Origin of the sequence: Wenjunlia tyrosinilytica (assembly GCF_014646055.1) — a bacterium.
Lineage (GTDB): Bacteria > Actinomycetota > Actinomycetes > Streptomycetales > Streptomycetaceae > Wenjunlia > Wenjunlia tyrosinilytica.
The window spans coordinates 159,629-177,446 of the sequence record NZ_BMMS01000004.1; the positions used below are offsets into that span (position 1 = coordinate 159,629).

Consider the following 17,818-nt stretch of genomic DNA (forward strand, 5'->3'; position numbering starts at 1 on the left):
CACGGTCGTACGTGACGAGATCGAGACGTCTGAGGGCGCACACGTAGGCCGAGCACGCGGCATGTCCGTCTTGCAGATTATCCCCGCAGCTCGAGGGTTCCTAAATTCCAGGTCACACCGGCGCGGTGAGAACAGTCACAGGGCTGCTAGCCCTCCGGGACGGGTATGGGCCGCTTCTCTATGGCCGCCGCCATGACGTCGGGGAACAGGTCGGGCGTGCAGGCGAAGGCCGGAGCGCCCAGCGCCGCGAGGGCTGCCGCATGGTCCCGGTCGTAGGCCGGAGCGCCCTCGTCGGACAGGGCGAGCAGGGCCACGAACCGCACCCCGGCGGCCTTCATCGCGGCGACCCGCTTCAGCATCTCGTTGCGTATCCCGCCCTCGTACAGATCGCTGATCAGCACGACGACGGTCTCGGCGGGGCGGGTGATCAGCGACTGGCAGTAGGCCAGCGCCCGGTTGATGTCGGTGCCGCCGCCGAGCTGGGTGCCGAAGAGCACGTCCACCGGGTCGTCGAGCTGATCGGTGAGGTCGACGACCGCCGTGTCGAAGACCACGAGCTTGGTGTCGATGCTGCGCATGGAGGCCAGCACCGCGCCGAAGACCGAGGCGTAGACGACGGAGGCCGCCATCGAACCGGACTGGTCGATGCACAGGACCACGTCCTTCTTCACCGCCTGCGAGGCCCGGCCGTAGCCGACGAGCCGCTCGGGGACGACGGTGTTGTACTCGGGCAGGTAGTTCTTCAGATTCGCCCGGATCGTGCGGTCCCAGTCGATGTCGCGGTGGCGGGGGCGGCTGATCCGCGCCGAGCGGTCCAGCGCCCCGGTCACGGTGGCCTTCGTCCGGGTGGCCAGGCGCCTCTCCAGGTCCTCGACGACCTTGCGGACCACCATCCGGGCGGTCTCCTTGGTCGTCTCCGGCATCGCCTTGTTCAGGGACAGGAGCGTGCCGACCAGGTGGACGTCCGCCTCGACCGCCTCCAGCATCTCCGGCTCCAGCAGGAGGGAGGACAGGCCGAGCCGGTCGATGGCGTCGCGCTGCATGAGCTGGACGACACTGCTCGGGAAGTACTCACGGATGTCACCGAGCCAGCGGGCCACCTGCGGGGCCGAGCCGCCGAGCCCCGCCCCGCGCTCCTTGCGGCCGCCCGGTCCGCCTCCCGAGTAGAGCGCGGCCAGGGTGCGGTCCATGGCGGCGTCCCGCCCGGCGAGCGAGCAGCCGGTGCCGTCGCCCTCTCCTCCGCCGAGCACCATGCGCCAGCGGCGCAGCCGCTCGTCGACAGCTTCCGTGCTGGTGGTCATCGCCGCTCTCCCTCGGGGACGTGGGTCTCGGACTGCTCCGGCCGATGGGCTTGCTGGGACCGGCCGCGCAGGTGCGGAGGGCCCGGGTCGTCATCAAGGTCATCGCCAATGTCACCGCCAGGGCCGCCGCCAATGTCACCGCCAGTCGCACCGCCAGGGTCGCGGCCCGGATCAGCGCCCGTATCGAGGCCCAGCAGGAGCCTCAGCACCGGCAGGACGGCGTCGGCCCGGGCCGCGTCGGGAACGGCCGCGAAGCCGCTGGGCGCGGCACCGGCGCCGACTGCGGGGGCCGGGGCATCGCCTCGGCGGACGAGCTCGCCGACGGTGCGCCTGACCCCCGACTCGAACTCGGAGAAGGTACGGCGCAGCAGCGGCAGTACGTCGTTGAACGCCTCCGGCGGGACACCGGTCAGCCACGCGTCGACCAGTCCGAGCAGCCGCTCGTCGTGAACGAGGAGCATGCCGCCCCCGGCGAGGAACCCCTCGATCCATGCCGCCGCCTCGGCGGGCGCGGTGCCGGGTGAGAACGCGAGTCCCATGAGTCGGGCGGCCTCGTCGGTGTCGAGGCGGTTGTCGTCGAGGAGCAGACGCGCCGCCCGGCCGCGCAGCAGCCCCGAGACCCCGGGGCTGGAGTCACCGCCGCCCTCGCGGTTGGCCAGGCCCGTGAGCATGGCCGCCCACTGGTCCTTGATCGGCTGGTCCTCCAGCAGTCCGGTCGCCTGGTGTGCTGCGTCGAGATGCCGCCGCATCTCTCGCGCCCCGTCGGCGTCCAACCCCAGGCAGGCGGGCGGCAGTCCGACGCGGACGCGGACCGCGAGCCCCTCGGCCACCTCGCGCAGGGCCACCGAGTCGGTGCCGCGCACATCGCCGTAGCGCACCGACCGGACGAGCGCCGGGAGCGCCTGGGCGAGATGTCCCACGTCCGCGTCGAGGGCGGCGCGGTCGGCGAGCACCCGCATCACGGCCGGCAGGGCGTCGGGGAGCTCGGCGAGCAGGCAGCGCTCGGCCAGTGCGGTGACCTCAGCGAGGGTGGGTGCCTCGACCGCCCGGTCCTGCGCCTTCGCGGTGGCGGCGGAGGCCACGGTGGTGCCCCAGACCCCGGCCTCCGCGACGCGCACCGCCAACTCGGGCTCCCAGCGCAGCCGCCAGGTCTCGCGGAAGGTGCCGGTGCTGTTGCGGCCGCGGGTCTGCTCGCCCCAGTCGATGCCCAGGAGCCGGAGCCGGTGCAGGAGACGGCTGCGGGCGGCGTCGGTCTCCTTGCGCAGATCGAGGTCGAGATCCCGCTCCAGTGCCTCCGGCTTGAGCCGCAGGGCGCGCTGGGTACGGGCGAGGTCGCGCTGCAAGGGGACGGCGGGCGCGCTGTCGGGCACTTCGCCGAGGTCGTCGCCGACGACCAGCCGGTCCCGGACGAGGGCGAGCGGCACGTCCGAGCCGTCGCACATCACCGAACGGACCGCGTCGGTGGCCTCGGTGAGACCGGCGAGCGGGCGTCCGCGCATGACCGCGAGCGTCTCGGCGAGCCTGACCGACTCGATGACATGGGCGGAGGAGACCGGGTGGTCCTCCTCCCTCAGCAGCCCGGCGACCTTGGTCATCCAGCGGGCCACCGGACGGTCGGGCGCGGTGAACAGGTGGTGGTACCAGCCGGGCGAGGCGATGCCCGCGCCGTAGCCGCTCTGCATGCCCAGGCGCCGATGGGTCCAGGGGACCCAGGTGATCTCCACCTTGGTCCTGGGCAGGCCCTTGAGCATCTGGCGGTCGGCGGTCACGGTGGTCCTGCGCGCGAGCGCCGGCACATGCCAGGCCCCGCAGACGACGGCCACGCGCTCGAACTCCCGCTTGGCCTCCCGGATCCGCAGCCGCATATGCGCCTCGCGCAGCGGGTCGTTCCGGTGGCCGCCGTCGCCGTACCGCTCGCGCAGCGCCCCCATGGCATCCGCCAGCGCGGTGAACGGAGCGAGGGCGTCACCGCCTTCGTCGGCCACGCGGTGTTCGACGGCGTCCTCCCACCACCGCTCGGCGTCGTCGTAGCCGGCGGTCTCGGCGAGGACCCCTATCGGGTCCACGCGCACATCGGCGGTACCGTCCTCGTGCTCCTGACCGCCCTCCCCCTCGGCGCCCTCCCCCTCGGCGCCCGCCGCCTCGCCCCCCGCATCGCCGCCGGATTCGCGCTCGTGCTCCTCGGCCGCCGCCAGTGCGAAGGTGTGGGCGGCGGGCAGATCGATGAATCTGACGGGCACTGAGCGCTCCAGCGCGTGCCGGATCGCGACCCACTCGGGAGAGAACTCCGCCACCGGCCAGAAGGCCGCCTTGGAGGTGTCGTCCACGGCATGGGCCAGGAGCGCCACCGGCGGCCGCATCTGCTCGTCGGCCGCGAGCTCCACCACCGCGTCGGCCTCCGGTGGCCCCTCGACGAGCACCACATCGGGCTTGAGCTGCTCGAGCGCGGCCCTCACCGCCCGGGCGGAGCCGGGCCCGTGGTGCCGGATGCCGAGCAGGGCCGCATCGTCGCCGCTCATCGGCCCGCCGTCGTCTCGCGGCAGGCGCGGTAGAAGTCCTTCCAGCCGTCGCGCTCGCGCACGACGGTCTCCAGGTACTCCTGCCACACGACCTTGTCGGCGGCGGGGTCCCGCACGACGGCGCCGAGGATCCCGGAGGCCACATCGCCCGGCCGCAGCACTCCGTCGCCGAAGTGGGCGGCCAGCGCCAGCCCGTTGGTCACCACCGAGATCGCCTCGGCCGTCGAGAGGGTGCCCGAGGGGGACTTCACCTTGGTCCGCCCGTCCCCGGTCACGCCGTCGCGCAACTCCCGGAAGACCGTGACGACCCGGCGGATCTCGTCGGCGCCCGCGGGCACCTCCGGCAGTTCCAGCGAGCGCCCGATCTGGTCCACGCGCCGCGAGACGATGTCCACCTCCTCCTCGACGGTGGCGGGCAGCGGCAGGACGACCGTGTTGAACCGGCGGCGCAGCGCGCTGGACAGGTCATTGACCCCGCGGTCGCGGTCGTTGGCGGTGGCGATCACATTGAACCCGCGCACCGCCTGGGTCTCCTCGCCCAACTCAGGTATCGGGAGCGTCTTTTCGGACAGGATCGTGATGAACGAGTCCTGCACGTCGGCCGGGATACGGGTCAGCTCCTCGACGCGGGCGATCCGCCCCTCGGACATCGCCCGCATGACCGGGCTGGGCACCAGGGCGTCGCGGCTGGGCCCGTGGGCGAGCAGCTGTGCGTAGTTCCACCCGTAGCGGATGGCCTCCTCCGGTGTGCCGGCGGTGCCCTGCACCAGCAGGGTCGAATCCCCGCTGACCGCTGCCGCCAGATGCTCGGAGACCCAGGTCTTGGCGGTGCCCGGCACACCGAGCAGCAGGAGCGCGCGGTCCGTCGCGAGCGTGGTGACGGCGACCTCGATGATCCGCCGGGGCCCGACGTACTTGGGTGTGATGACCGTGCCGTCGGGCAGTGCGCCGCCGAGCAGGTAGGTGGCGACGGCCCAGGGGGAGAGATTCCAGCGTGTGGGGCGCGGCCGGTCGTCGGCCGCCGCGAGGGCCTTGAGCTCCTCGGCGAACGCGTCCTCGGCATGCGGGCGCAGCGCCTCGTTCGATCCGTTGACCGTGCCGGTCGTTGTCATGGGAACCCCCAGGAAGCGTCGTTGAGTCAGGCGGCCCGACCCCCTCGGGCCGCCTGCTGAACCAACCCTGCACGACGGCACTGACAATCCGTGTTCTTCCCGACGCCCCACGGATTTGCGACGCCTGACGTATTGACATGCCCATTGGTCTAGTCCACATTCTGATAGGTCTGGACCAATCACCTTTCCCCCCTCGGAGGTCGACATGGCATGTCCGCCTGCCCGAAGACGGCACCGGCTCGCCCAACTCCTCGTATCGGCCCTGGCCATGGCGCTGTCCGTCCTCGGCCTCACCCTGCTGCCCACCGCGACCGCGTCGGCGGCGGAGAACCTGCTGCTCAACCCGGGGTTCGAAAGCGGCAGCACCGGCAACTGGACATGTACGGGCGGCACCGGCGCCCAGACGGCCACCAAGCACAGCGGCAGCTTCGCCCTCACCGGGGCTCCCGCCGGGCAGGACTACGCCCAGTGCTCGCAGAAGGTCACCGTCCAGCCCAACTCCAAGTACACGCTGACCGCGTGGGTGCAGGGCCCGTACGTCTACCTGGGCGCGACCGGCACGGGCGGCGCCGACCCGAGCACCTGGAGCAACAGCTCCTCGTGGAACCAGCTCTCCACCACGTTCACCAGCGGCGCGAGCACCACGAGCGTCACGGTCCACCTGCACGGCTGGTACGGCCAGGCCGCCTACTTCGCCGACGACGTGGTCCTGGCCGGTCCCGGATCCGACCCGACGCCGCCGACCGTCCCGGCCGCCCCCACCGGCCTCGCGGCGGGCACACCGACCTCCTCCACGGTGCCCCTGACCTGGAACTCCGTCTCCAACGCGACGGCGTACAACGTCTACCGCAACGGTTCCAAGGTCGACACGGTCACCACCAACTCGGCCACCGCCTCGGGCCTGGCCGCCTCGACGACCTACACCTTCCAGGTCACCGCCACCAACGCCGCGGGCGAGTCCCCCAAGTCCGGCTCGGTCTCCGCCACGACGAAGGCCTCCGGCGGCGGTGGCGGCGGGAGCGTCCCGAAGCACGCCCTGACCGGCTACTGGCAGAACTTCGACAACGGCGCCGCTCTCCAGCGCATCCGTGACGTCCAGAGCCAGTACGACATCATCGCCGTCTCGTTCGCGGACGCCACCGGCCAGCCCGGCGGGATCTCGTTCACCCTCGACCCGACGCTGTCCAGCAGGCTGGGCTACTCCAAGGCCGACTTCATCGCCGACATCAAGGCCAAGCAGGCGGCGGGCAAGAAGGTCATCCTCTCCGTCGGCGGACAGAACGGCACGGTCTCGGTCAACGACTCGACGTCGGCCGGCAATTTCGCCAACAGCGCCTACGCCGCCGTCCAGGAGTACGGATTCGACGGCATCGACATCGACCTCGAGAACGGCATCAACGCCACCTACATGAGCCAGGCGCTGCACTCGCTCCAGACCAAGGTGGGCAGCGGCTTCGTCCTGACGATGGCGCCGCAGACCATCGACATGCAGTCCACCTCGGCCGGGTACTTCCAGCTGGCGCTGAAGACCAAGGACATCCTGACCGTGGTGAACACCCAGTTCTACAACTCGGGTTCGATGAACGGCTGCGACGGCAAGGTGTACTCGCAGGGCACCGTGGACTTCCTGACCGCCCTGGCCTGCATCCAGCTCGAAGGCGGCCTCGACCCCTCGCAGGTCGGTCTCGGCGTCCCCGCCTCCACCAGCGCCGCGGGCAGCGGATACGTCTCGCCGACCGTGGTGAACAACGCCCTCGACTGCCTCGCCAAGGGCACCGGCTGCGGGTCGTTCAAGCCCAGCAGGACCTACCCGGCCCTGCGCGGTGCGATGACCTGGTCCACCAACTGGGACCAGAGCAACGGCAACAGCTTCTCCAACAACGTCGGCCCGCACGTCCACGGGCTGCCGTAGCCAAGCAGGGCAAGGGCCGGCGGGTTCCCGGGAACCCGCCGGCCCTTGCCCTGCGGCACGCGCGCCACGGTCGCGGAGGCGCGGCGCCGCTCCACGAGCCGGGCCCTCGACCACATTCCGCCCCCTCGCTCCCGACGCGTTGTCGGACCCCCGCCGTAACGTCGGTGGCATGGAGGAACGCTGGACGGCGGAGCAGGTGCTGGCGCTCGCGCCTGACGCCGCATCACGGAAGGCCGGGAGCAGGCTCTCGGCGCCAGGGCCATGGTCGGGCACCGGGACGGCTGTCCTGCCCGACGACGGGGGGACGGCCGTTTGGGGATTGTGCAAGGGCAGCGGGAGCAAGCCGTATCAGACGGTCGTCGACATAGCGGCGCCCGCCTACAAGTGCTCCTGTCCGAGCCGGAAGTTCCCGTGCAAGCACGCTCTCGGACTGCTCCTCCTCTGGTCGGCGGGGGCAGAGGCGGGGGTGCCCGGCGAGCAGGCCCCCGAATGGGTGACCCAGTGGGCCGACTCGCGCAGGATCCGGGCCGAGAAGGGGACCGCCAGGGCCCAGGGGCCGGTGGACGAGGCCGCGGCCCGTCGGCGGGCGCAGCGGCGGGCCCAGCGGGTCGCCGAGGGGGCGGGCGAGCTCGAGCGGCGGCTCGCGGACCAGTTGCGGGCCGGGCTCGCCGGGGCCGAGCAGGCGGGGTACCAGGGGTGGGACGAGGTCGCCGCCCGGATGGTCGACGCGCAGGCGCCCGGCCTGGCGGGGCGGGTCAGGGAGCTGGGGGCGATACCCGCGTCGGGAGGGGGCTGGCCGTCGCGGCTGCTGGAGGAGTACGGGCTGCTCCATCTGCTGAGCAAGGGGTATCTGGGGCTGGACCGGCTGCCCGAGCCCCTGGCGGCGACGGTCAGGTCCCGGGTGGGGTTCACCCGGGACGGCGCGGAGCTGCTGCGCACGGCCGCGGTGCGGGATCTGTGGCAGGTGCTGGGCCAGGAGGACAGCACGGACGACCGGCTGACCACGCGGAGGGTGTGGCTGCGCGGGGAGCGGACGGGGCGGACCGCGCTGGTGCTCTCGTTCGGCGCTGCCGGGCGGGCCCCGGAGCTGGTGCTGCCCACCGGGCTCTCCGTGGAGGCGGACCTTGCCTTCCATCCCTCGGCGCGCCCGCTGCGGGCCGTGATCGGCGAGCGGTACGAGGGGCCCGCTCCCGCCGCCGCGCCCTCGGGGATATCGGTCGGGCAGGCCCTGGACACCTACTGCGAGGCGCTGCGCGACGACCCGTGGCTCGACGCCTGGCCGGTGGTGCTGGAAGGGGTCGTGCCGGTGCCCGGGCCGTACGGCTGGCAGATGGCGGACGCGCAGGGGCGGGAGGCTCTGCCCGTCGATCCGCGCGGCGCCGCGAGACCGGGGCTGTGGCGGCTCGCCGCGGTCTCGGGGGGCGGCCCGGTCACCGTGTTCGGTGAGTGCGGGCACCGGGGGTTCGCTCCCCGCACGGTGTGGGGCGGCGACACGGGGGACGGCGACACGGGGGACATGGAAGGGGTGGCGCTGTGAACGGGCTGGAGGCTCCCTGGGAGGAGCTGGTCACCACCGCCCTGCTGGGCACCGAGCGGCGCGCCGCGCCGGCCGCGGCGGGCGCGGACGACCAGGCCGCCGCCCTGCTCGACCTGGCCGCGGTGGGCACCGTGCGGCGGCGTGCCGGGCTGCGGCCCGCCGAGGCGCAGGCCCTTCCCGAGCAGGCGCCGCGGGATCCACGTCCCCCGCTGCCGACCGCCGCGCGGCGACGGCTCGCACTCCTGCTGTCGGACCGCACGGGGGCGGGCTCGGGAGGTTCACGGGGCTCCGCGCCGAATCTGGGCGAGCTGCTCCCGCAGTGGCTGCACGCCGCCCGCGGCCACGGCTACCGGGCACCGGCGGCGTTGCTGCCCGCCCTGCTGGACGCGGCTCGGGGCCGCAGCGATCTGCGCCGTGACGCGCTCGCGCTGGCCGGACCGCGCGGGCTGTGGCTGGCCGGGCTCAATCCGGACTGGAAGTTCGCCCTGCGGGCGGGACCGGCCGCGGTGGCCTCCCCGGAGGGCGGCGGCGGGGAGAACAGCGGGGACGCCGAGCGCAGGCTGTGGGAAGAGGGGCTGTTCGCCGAGAGGGTGGGCCTGATCGCCCGGCTCAGGGCGCGTGACGCGCGGGCCGCGCTGAATCTGCTGCGTTCGACATGGGCGGACGAGCGGGCCGAGGACCGGCTGCTCTTCCTGGACTCGCTGCGCGAGGGACTCGACCCGGACGACGAGCCGTTCCTGGAGGAGGCGCTCGCCGACCGGAGCAAGAATGTGCGGGCGACCGCCGCGGAGCTGCTGTCCTGCCTGCCCGGCTCCGCGCTGGCCGCGCGGATGGCGGCGCGGGCCCGTGCCTGTGTGGCGCTGGAGCCCGTGGGCGGTGGCCACCGGATCGTCGTGGAGGCGCCCTACGAGTGCGACGCGGAGATGCAGCGCGACGGCATAGCCCCCAAGCCGCCCACCGGCCGGGGGGAACGGGCTTGGTGGCTGGGCCAGTTGGTGGAGGCGAGCCCGCTGTCGCTGTGGACGGAGCGATTCTCGCGGTCCCCGGAGGAGATCGTGGCGCTGGCCGTCACCGACGACTGGCGCGGGGACCTGCACGCCGCCTGGAGCCGGGCCGCGGTCCGGCAGCGCGACGCCCTGTGGGCCAGGGCCCTGCTGGGGGCACCGCCGAGGGGCCATGACCCGCAGGGCAAGGGACCGGCCACGGAGGCGGCGTCCGGGGTGGGGGCCTTCGTCGTCGGCCCGGTGGGGACGGCGGGTGACCCCGCGAAGCTGCTGTCGGTGCTTCCCCACGGGGAACGGGCGCTGTGGGTCGCCAGGTTCATCGGCGCCCATGGGCTGTCCGAGGCGTTCCAGCTGCTCGGTGTGTGCGCCGTGCCCTGGTCCGAGCCGCTGGGCCGGGCCGTGGTGGACGCCCTGGACATCGCCAGGGAAGCGGGCAACTACCCCTGGAGCTTCAGCGGGGTGATGGGGCTCGCCGAGCGGTGCCTGGACCCCGCGCAGGCGGACCGGGTGGACGCCCTCACCGCGATACCGGAGACGGACGGCGCCCCCGGCGCCGGGAACTACTGGTCCGAGGTGTTCCAGCGGCTGGCGAGCACCCTGCGCATACGCGCCGCGATGCTCGCCGAACTGGAGGCCGGCCCGGGGGAACGCTGACGGCAGGGCATGCATGCGCCGGAACGGGGGAACTCAGGCCTCGGCCCGCTCGCCCACGTTGTCACGCACCCATTGGACGGCTTCGTTGGTGGTCGTGCCCGGGGTGAAGATCTCGGCGACGCCGAGCTCCTTGAGCCGGGGGATGTCGGCGTCCGGGATGATCCCGCCGCCGAACACCTTGATGTCCTCGGCATCCCGCTCGCGCAGCAGCTCCACGACCTTGGCGAACAGGGTCATATGGGCGCCGGAGAGCACGGACAGGCCGATCGCGTCGGCGTCCTCCTGGATCGCCGTGTCGACGATCTGCTCGGGGGTCTGGTGCAGGCCGGTGTAGATGACCTCCATGCCGCCGTCGCGCAGGGCCCGCGCGATGACCTTCGCCCCGCGGTCGTGGCCGTCCAAGCCTGGCTTGGCCACCACTACCCGGATCGGACCGGACACTCCCATCGCTGCCTCCATGCAAGGAACAAGGTCGCCACTCGCCACCACGGCGTGAACGAACGTTATCTACAGCATCCCGCACGCGGCCGTTTCACGGCGCGCGGGGAGGGGGAAATCACACACTGGGACACATTCGCACAGCGCGTTGGGCCCACACACCCCCACGAGGGGCGCGTGGGCCTTCGCGTACCTAGGAGCCGCACTCGGGGGTCAGGGACGTCCCTCGGCGTGCCCTCGGGAGGTGCTCCATGGCCATCCCCATGCCCACCCCTCTTCTCCAGCGGGCGGCCCGCGCCCGCATCCTGGCGATCGAGCTCGCGATCCTCGCCGGGCATCTGCTCCTCTACCCCACCGGGATCGCGCAGGAGCAGGAGCGCGCCGAGCAGCGCCATCAGCGGCACGCCCATGAGCGGATCCGCGCCATCGCGGCCGGCGCCCCACCGCACGCACCGGTACTGCTCCTGCACGGCTTCATCGACAACCGCTCGGTCTTCGCCCTGCTGCGCCGCTCCCTCGCCCGGTACGGGTGGCGGCATGTGCACGCTTTGAACTACTCCCCGTTCACCTTCGACATCCGCAAGGCGGCGCGGCTGCTCGCCCGGCATGTGGAGGAGCTGTGCGAACGGACCGGGGAAAGCGAGGTCGACATCGTCGGCCACAGCCTCGGCGGGCTCATAGCGCGCTACTACGTCCAGCGGCTCGGCGGTGACGCCCGGGTGCGCACGCTGGTCACCCTCGGCACTCCGCACGCCGGAACGCTGGCGGTCCCGCTGTTCGATCCGCACCCACTGGTGCGCCAGCTGCGGCCCGGCTCGGCGCTCCTGGCAGAGCTGGCCGAGCCCGCACCGGGCTGCCGCACCCGCTTCGTGGCGTACTGGAGCGACGCGGACCAGCTGATGAGCCCCGTGGACACCGCGAAGATCGAGCACCCGGACCTGGCCGCCCGCAATGTGCTGGTGCACGGCGTCGGCCATCTCACCCTCTCGGTGCACGGGGCGGTGGCGGCGGGCGTGCGGCAGGCGCTGCTGGGCGAGGAGGCGCCGCACGGGGCGGTCGACGCGGCATAGATCGAGCGGTCATGAAATCCGCTTGAATTCGAACCTAATTCGAACGGATGTGTATGTCCGGTAGGAATCAGTCCCACGAAAGACGCCCAAATACCCACGTCCGGATGGCGTGAAGTCCGCAGGAGATTGTCCCGGCCGTCGACGGAGGGATACAGTCGCCGCTAATTCTCCTGCTGTCGAGGCGAAAGAGAAGTGGTGGTGAACGACCGTCACCCGTCAGGGATGTCAGCCCTGACCGATCCCTCCACCGATGCCTCGTACGGGTACTACGCCCCCTACGGCCAGCAGGGTGCCGCCGACGCCACCTGGGGTGGCCGGACCGGCTTCACCGCGCTCGACGACCCGCTCTTCGGGGCGCTGCCGGGCACCGAGGACCCGTCCTACCAGAGCATGCCCGGCCACGAGCCCGGCATGCACGCCGATTACGGGGCGCAGCAGGGGCATTCGGCGGGGTACGAGGGCTACACGGCGCAGACCTGGCCGACGGAGGCCACCGACACCTCGGCCTACGGCGTCCCCCTGGGGTACGACACCACCGGCGCCTACGACACGGGTTACGCCACCGGCTACGAGACGACGTACGGCACCGCGGAGTACACCTACGCCCAGCAGGGCGAGTACACCCCGTACCCCGAGTACGGCACCACGGGGTACGCCCAGGAACAGCACCAGCACGCCTCATTCGAGCCGCACGCCCAGCACCACTCCGAGCCCCACCACGCCGAGCAGGAGCAGGCCCACGGGCACGACGCGGACTTCGACTTCGTCTTCGCCCCGGACCCGGCCGACGCCGAGAACGCCGAGACGTCCGACTACGAGACGTCCGACTACGGCACGTCCGACTACGGCACGGCGGATCCCGAAGCGTCGGACGGCGGAGGCTTCAGCGGTAGCGAGTTCGGCGACAGCGAGTTCGACGACAGCGGCGACGGAACTGAGCACGACGAGCCGGCACCCGCCTCCGCGTCCTCCTCCGCGTCCTCGTCGCACACCCCGGTCCGCAACCGCCGCCGCCGGGCCGCCAAGCGCTCCGCCCTGCTCACCGTGGCCGTCCCCTCCGCGTGTGTGATGGGTGTCGCCGCGGTGGCCGCCGCGACCGTCGTCGTCCCCGACTCGGACAGCAAGGACTCGGGCAGCAGGACGCAGGCCGACAGCCCTTCGGTGAGCACGAAGACCACGAACACCAAGCTCGACCAGCAGCTCACCAATATGGCCGCGGACGCGGGCGACTTCGCCGACCGGGCCAGCCGCACCCAGGAGCGCATCGACCTCAAGGAGCGGCAGGCGCAGGAGAAGAAGCGCAAGGAGCTGGAAGCCGCCCGCAAGGAAGCCATGCGGCCGAAGGTCTTCATCCCGGTCACCCGGCACGGCCTCAGCGCGATGTTCGGCCAGTCCGGTGTGAACTGGATGGCCCTGCACACCGGAATCGACTTCCCGGTGAGCATGGGCACCCCGGTGATGGCCGCGACCGACGGCACCGTGCGCACGCAGTGGAACAGCGCCTACGGCAATATGGCGATAGTGACCGCCCCCGACGGCACAGAGACGTGGTACTGCCACCTCAGCAGCACCCGGATCCGCGGTGGTTCGGTCAAGGCGGGCGATGTCATCGCCTACTCGGGCAGCTCCGGCAACTCCACCGGGCCGCATCTGCATTTCGAGGTGCACCCGGGTGGCGGCGCCGCCGTCGACCCCCTGCAGTGGCTGCTCAACAAGGGCCTCGACCCCCGCTGAGCAGCCCCGCTCAACAGTCCCCCGCGGCTGCCTCCGCAACTGCTTCCCGGCGGGCAGCTCCCGCACGGCTCACAGCTTCTGCACCGGCGCGTACCGCAGCAGGAGCCGCTTGGGCTTGTCGTCCCCGAAGTCGACCGTCGCCTCGGCGTTGTCCCCGCTGCCCTTGACGGCCATGACGGTGCCGAGCCCGAACGAGTCGTGTGTGACCCGGTCCCCGACGACGAGCGCCACGACCTCGCGCTCCTTCGCCCGGCGCGTGGCGAACCCGGACGGTCCCGCCTTGGCCCTCGCTGCCGACGCCGGGAACGAGCCCGCCGGGGTCACCGAGGGCAGGCCACCGGTCCGCTTCCACTCGATGAGCTTGTCGGGGATCTCCTCCAGGAAGCGCGAGGCGGGGTTGTACGACGGCTGGCCCCAGGCACTGCGCATCGTGGCCCTCGACAGGTAGAGCCGCTCACGGGCACGGGTGATCCCCACATATGCCAGGCGCCGCTCCTCCTCCAGCTCCTTCGTCTGCCCGAGCGCGCGCATGTGCGGGAAGACCCCGTCCTCCATGCCGGTCAGGAAGACGACGGGGAACTCCAGGCCCTTGGCGGTGTGGAGCGTCATCAGCGTTATGACGCCGCCGCCCTCCTCGTCGTCCGGGATCTGGTCGGAGTCGGCGACCAGGGCCACCTGCTCGAGGAAGTCGGCGAGGGTGCCCTCGGGCTGCTCCTGCTCGAACTCCAGGGCTACCGCGGCCAGCTCCTGGAGGTTCTCGATCCGGGTCTCGTCCTGCGGGTCGGTGGACGCCTGAAGTTCCGCGAGATACCCGGTCTGCTCCAGCACCGCCTCCAGCACGGTCGCGGGACCGGCCCCCGACTCGGCGACGGTCCGCAGGCTCTCCAGCAGATCGTTGAACCTCTTGACCGCGTTGAGCGAGCGGGAGGCCATCCCGTAGGCCTCGTCCACGCGCCGCAGCGCCTGGGCGAAGGTGATCCGCTCCCGCTGCGCGAGCGCGTCGATCATCGCCTCGGCGCGGTCGCCGATGCCGCGCTTGGGCACATTGAGGATCCGGCGCAGCGGGACGGTGTCCTCGGGGTTGGCGAGCAGCCGCAGGTAGGCCAGGACGTCCCGGACCTCCTTGCGCTCGTAGAAGCGGACGCCGCCGACGACCTTGTAGGGCAGGCCGACGCGGATGAAGATCTCCTCGAAGACACGGGACTGCGCGTTGGTGCGGTAGAAGACGGCCACGTCTCCCGGGCGGGAGTCTCCCGCGTCGGTGAGCCGGTCGATCTCCTCGGCGACGAACTGCGCCTCGTCGTGCTCGGTGTCGGCGACGTAGCCGGTGATCACCGAGCCCGCGCCGGCGTCGGTCCACAGGTTCTTGGGGCGCCGGCTGGTGTTCTTCTCGATCACCGCGTTGGCCGCGGTGAGGATGGTCTGGGTGGAGCGGTAGTTCTGCTCCAGAAGGATCGTGGTGGCGTCCGGGTAGTCCTCCTCGAACTGGAGGATGTTGCGGATCGTGGCCCCGCGGAAGGCGTAGATCGACTGGTCGGCGTCACCGACGACGCACAGCTCGGCGGGCGGGACGTCGGCGAGGCCCGCCTCGGCGGGGTTGACCGGCTCTCCGTCCACGGTGACCTTGGGCTGCTGCCCCACGGCTCCGCCCACCAGTTCGCGCACGAGCGTGTACTGAGCGTGGTTGGTGTCCTGGTACTCGTCGACCAGGACGTGCCGGAAGCGGCGGCGGTAGTGCTCGGCCACATCCGGGAAGGCCTGGAGGAGATTGACCGTGGTCATGATGATGTCGTCGAAGTCGAGCGCGTTGGCCTCGCGCAGCCGCCGCTGGTAGAGGAAGTACGCCTCGGCGAGCTTCTTCTCCGTGGGGTTGGTGGCCTGGGCCGCGTAGGTCTCCTCGTCGATGAGCTCGTTCTTGAGGTTGGAGACCTTCGCCGTGAACGACTTCGGGGGGAACTGCTTGGGGTCGAGGTCCAGATCCCGGCAGACCAGGCCCATCAGCCGCTGGGAGTCGGCGGCGTCGTAGATCGAGAAGCTGGAGCTGAAGCCGAGCTTCTTGCTCTCGCGCCGCAGTATCCGCACGCAGGCGCTGTGGAACGTCATGACCCACATCGCCTTGGCGCGCGGCCCGACGAGCTGCTCGACGCGCTCCTTCATCTCGCCCGCGGCCTTGTTCGTGAATGTGATCGCGAGGATCTGGCCGGGGTGGACATGGCGGGCGGCCAGCAGGTGGGCGACGCGGTGGGTGAGCACCCTGGTCTTGCCCGACCCGGCCCCGGCGACGATCAGGAGAGGCGATCCCGAGTGCACGACGGCCTCGCGCTGCTGAGGATTCAGCCCCTCGAGCAGCTGCACGGGGTCGACGACGGGCCGCGCCGCGCCGTTGCGGTAGTGGGCGTCACGGGCGGCCGCGGTGCCCTCCACGGGGTCCCCGAAGAAGTCCGCGGGGAGCTCCTCACGGGGCTCGTAGTCGTCGTCCGGGGGCGGCGGGGGTTCCTCGGCGGGGTGCGGTCCGAAGCCGGGGAGCGGGATGTCGTCGAAGAGGCTGCTCATCGCCCCCGAGTCTAGGCGGCCCCACCGACAGAGCGCTCCGCGTTCACCGCACGCGCAAAAGCTCGGACCCCCGCCCGCGGCGAGCGGGTCGGCGCCGAGTCCGGGAGCGCGGTGGCCGGCGGCTCGCCGTAGGGTCCGGGAGGCCGGCACGCCGCCCGTCGGCGCAACGGCTCGGCGGAACGCCTCGGCGGATCGGCTCGGCGGATCGGCTCGGCGGACGGCTCAGCGGACGTCTACGTAGTCGCCCCGGCTGGTGGTCTTCCTGTAGGCCGAGGAGCCGCCGTAGACGGCGCGGAAGCTTCCGTCACGAGTGGCGCGGACGCCGACGGAGAAACGGCCGTCGGAGTGCGTGACGTCGTTGCCCAGGTAGTACCAGGAGCTACTGCCCTTGGGCTGGAAGTACAGCTTCACCTTCTTGCCCTTCAGGACCACCGTGTGGGCCTCACGCGCCATGAGGGTGCCGCCGATGGTGATGGTACGGCCCTTGCGCACCGGTTCGGGTCCTGCGTCGAACCCGCTGAACCACGTCGGGTGGCTCGCCCGCCGCTGCGGTGGAACGGGCTCCCGCGCCCCGGCATCCGCCTGCACCACCACGACGGCCATGAGCGCCATCACGCCCGCGATCCCCGCCGCACGTCTCGTCAGAACCATCCTCCACCCCGTGTCCTCCATCAGAGCGATATCGAACAGACAGTAAACCGGAAGCCTTCCCAGCCGTAGTGACTGTTGAGTAACGTGCGCTTCAGCACCGGGCCAAGTACCGCAGACAGGCCCAATTGCCCCTGCGCTCGAGGAGTCGACGGTCTTGGTGTCACATCGCAAGCCCCGCGCGTCCTGGGCTCGCATGGTCCTCTCCCCCGGTATCCGCGTCGTCGCCGGTGCCACCACCACCGCGTTGACAGCTTGCGCGTTGATGAGCGGGACGGCGGTCGCCGCACCGACTCCCCGTCCTCCGAAGGCCGCTCCCTCCGACGCCCCCTCCATCGAGGAGGTGATGGCCCGCGTGGACTCGCTGTACCGGCAGGCGGGTTCGGCGACGCAGCGGTACGACGCCGCCAAGGAGAGGACCGCCGCACAGCGCCGCACCGTGGCCCGGCTGCTCGCCCAGGTGGACCGGGACACCGAGGCGTTGGCCGAGGCACGCCGCAGGCTCGGGCAGTACGCCTCCGAGCAGTACCGCACGGGCGGGCTCTCCGACACCGGCACGCTTCTGCTGACGCTGAGTCCGCAGAGCTACTTCGACCAGAGCCATCTGCTCGGGCGGCTGACCAGGAATCAGCAGCACGCCGTCGTCGACTTCCGGGCCAAGCAGAAGCGCTCGGCCGAGCAGCGCAGGCGCGCGTCGAAGGGACTCGCCGAACTCACGGACGCCCAGCACGACCTGGAGAAGGAGAGGAAGGCGGTCCGGCACAAGCTGGAGCAGGCACGCGACCTGCTCGCCGACCTCACCGAGAAGGAGCGCGAGCGGCTGGCGGCCCTGCGGGCCGGGCGCGACAGGGAAGCGGGCAGGCAGGCCGACGAACTCGCCCGGCGGGAAAGGGAGAGGGGCGACGGCGACGACGGCCTCCCCTGGGGCGGCTACACCTCTGTGGCGGCGCGCAAGGCGGTGGCGTTCGCCAGGGCGCAGCTCGACAAGCCCTATGTGTGGGGCGCGACCGGGCCCAGGGCGTACGACTGCTCGGGGCTGACACAGGGCGCGTGGCGCGCCGCCGGGGTACGGCTGCCGCGCACCACCTGGGAGCAGATCAAGGCCGGACGGCGTATCGCGGTGCAGGATCTGCGGCCCGGGGATCTGGTGTTCTTCTTCGACGACATCAGCCACGTGGGCCTCTACATCGGCGCCGGGCGCATGATTCACGCGCCCAAGCCCGGTGACTTCGTGAAGGTGGCCCCGATCACGCAGATGCCGATCTACGGTGCCGTCCGCCCCGAGTAGGACGCCGTGCGGGACGCCCTTGTGCGAGACGCCATTGCGTGGGGGCGC

At 71.8% G+C, this 17,818-nt stretch carries 12 protein-coding genes; 6 read left to right on the forward strand and 6 right to left on the reverse strand.

All coding sequences use genetic code 11. The features are described 5' to 3' along the window. Positions 1-146: 146 nt before the first annotated feature. Genes IEY86_RS06160 through IEY86_RS06170 form a run of 3 tightly spaced genes read right to left on the reverse strand, consistent with a single transcriptional unit; the run spans position 147 to position 4,932 of the window. Positions 147-1,301: a VWA domain-containing protein gene (locus IEY86_RS06160; RefSeq protein ID WP_189130489.1), complete on the reverse strand. Its 1,155-nt coding sequence runs from the start codon at positions 1,299-1,301 to the stop codon at positions 147-149. Beyond that, entirely contained in the window at positions 1,298-3,820 is a 2,523-nt protein-coding gene (locus IEY86_RS06165) for a DUF5682 family protein (protein ID WP_229698188.1), read from the reverse strand. The genes IEY86_RS06160 and IEY86_RS06165 overlap by 4 nt, the downstream gene beginning before the upstream one ends. Beyond that, positions 3,817-4,932, reverse strand: coding sequence for an ATP-binding protein (locus IEY86_RS06170; protein WP_189130490.1), 1,116 nt, complete (start codon positions 4,930-4,932; stop codon positions 3,817-3,819). The genes IEY86_RS06165 and IEY86_RS06170 overlap by 4 nt, the downstream gene beginning before the upstream one ends. A 205-nt stretch (positions 4,933-5,137) precedes the next feature. On the opposite strand from IEY86_RS06170, the gene IEY86_RS06175 reads away from it, so the two are divergent. The 3 genes from IEY86_RS06175 (at position 5,138) to IEY86_RS06185 (ending at position 10,039) form a co-directional block, all read left to right on the forward strand. Further along, complete coding sequence (locus IEY86_RS06175) at positions 5,138-6,844, forward strand: chitinase (RefSeq protein ID WP_189130491.1); 1,707 nt, start codon at positions 5,138-5,140, stop codon at positions 6,842-6,844. A 169-nt stretch (positions 6,845-7,013) separates the two neighbouring features. Continuing rightward, positions 7,014-8,381 (forward strand): SWIM zinc finger family protein, encoded by a 1,368-nt coding sequence (locus tag IEY86_RS06180; protein WP_189130492.1) that lies wholly within the window; start codon positions 7,014-7,016, stop codon positions 8,379-8,381. After that, complete coding sequence (locus tag IEY86_RS06185) at positions 8,378-10,039, forward strand: DUF5691 domain-containing protein (protein WP_189130493.1); 1,662 nt, start codon at positions 8,378-8,380, stop codon at positions 10,037-10,039. Before IEY86_RS06180 ends, IEY86_RS06185 begins: the two co-directional genes overlap by 4 nt. Positions 10,040-10,072: 33 nt before the next feature. On the opposite strand, the gene icmB is transcribed toward IEY86_RS06185, so the two are convergent. Next, on the reverse strand, positions 10,073-10,486 hold the full coding sequence (gene icmB, locus IEY86_RS06190) for a coenzyme B12-dependent isobutyryl CoA mutase small subunit (RefSeq protein ID WP_189130494.1): 414 nt from the start codon (positions 10,484-10,486) through the stop codon (positions 10,073-10,075). Positions 10,487-10,728: 242 nt separating this feature from the next. Between icmB and IEY86_RS06195 the strand changes: the two genes are divergently transcribed. Further along, on the forward strand, positions 10,729-11,547 hold the full coding sequence (locus tag IEY86_RS06195) for a lipase family alpha/beta hydrolase (RefSeq protein WP_229698189.1): 819 nt from the start codon (positions 10,729-10,731) through the stop codon (positions 11,545-11,547). 222 nt (positions 11,548-11,769) lie between these two features. Beyond that, on the forward strand, positions 11,770-13,281 hold the full coding sequence (locus tag IEY86_RS06200; RefSeq protein ID WP_189130495.1) for a M23 family metallopeptidase: 1,512 nt from the start codon (positions 11,770-11,772) through the stop codon (positions 13,279-13,281). A 69-nt stretch (positions 13,282-13,350) separates the two neighbouring features. Here the strand turns inward: IEY86_RS06200 and pcrA are convergent, their stop codons facing one another. Together pcrA and IEY86_RS06210 are read right to left on the reverse strand one after the other, a co-directional pair. Continuing rightward, positions 13,351-15,834: a DNA helicase PcrA gene (gene pcrA / locus IEY86_RS06205; RefSeq protein WP_189130496.1), complete on the reverse strand. Its 2,484-nt coding sequence runs from the start codon at positions 15,832-15,834 to the stop codon at positions 13,351-13,353. A 222-nt stretch (positions 15,835-16,056) separates the two neighbouring features. After that, entirely contained in the window at positions 16,057-16,485 is a 429-nt protein-coding gene (locus tag IEY86_RS06210; RefSeq protein WP_189130497.1) for a hypothetical protein, read from the reverse strand. Between the two features lie 157 nt (positions 16,486-16,642). On the opposite strand from IEY86_RS06210, the gene IEY86_RS06215 reads away from it, so the two are divergent. After that, positions 16,643-17,770, forward strand: a complete 1,128-nt coding sequence (locus IEY86_RS06215) for a C40 family peptidase (RefSeq protein ID WP_308425101.1) — start codon at positions 16,643-16,645, stop codon at positions 17,768-17,770. The last annotated feature ends 48 nt before the right edge of the window (positions 17,771-17,818 follow it).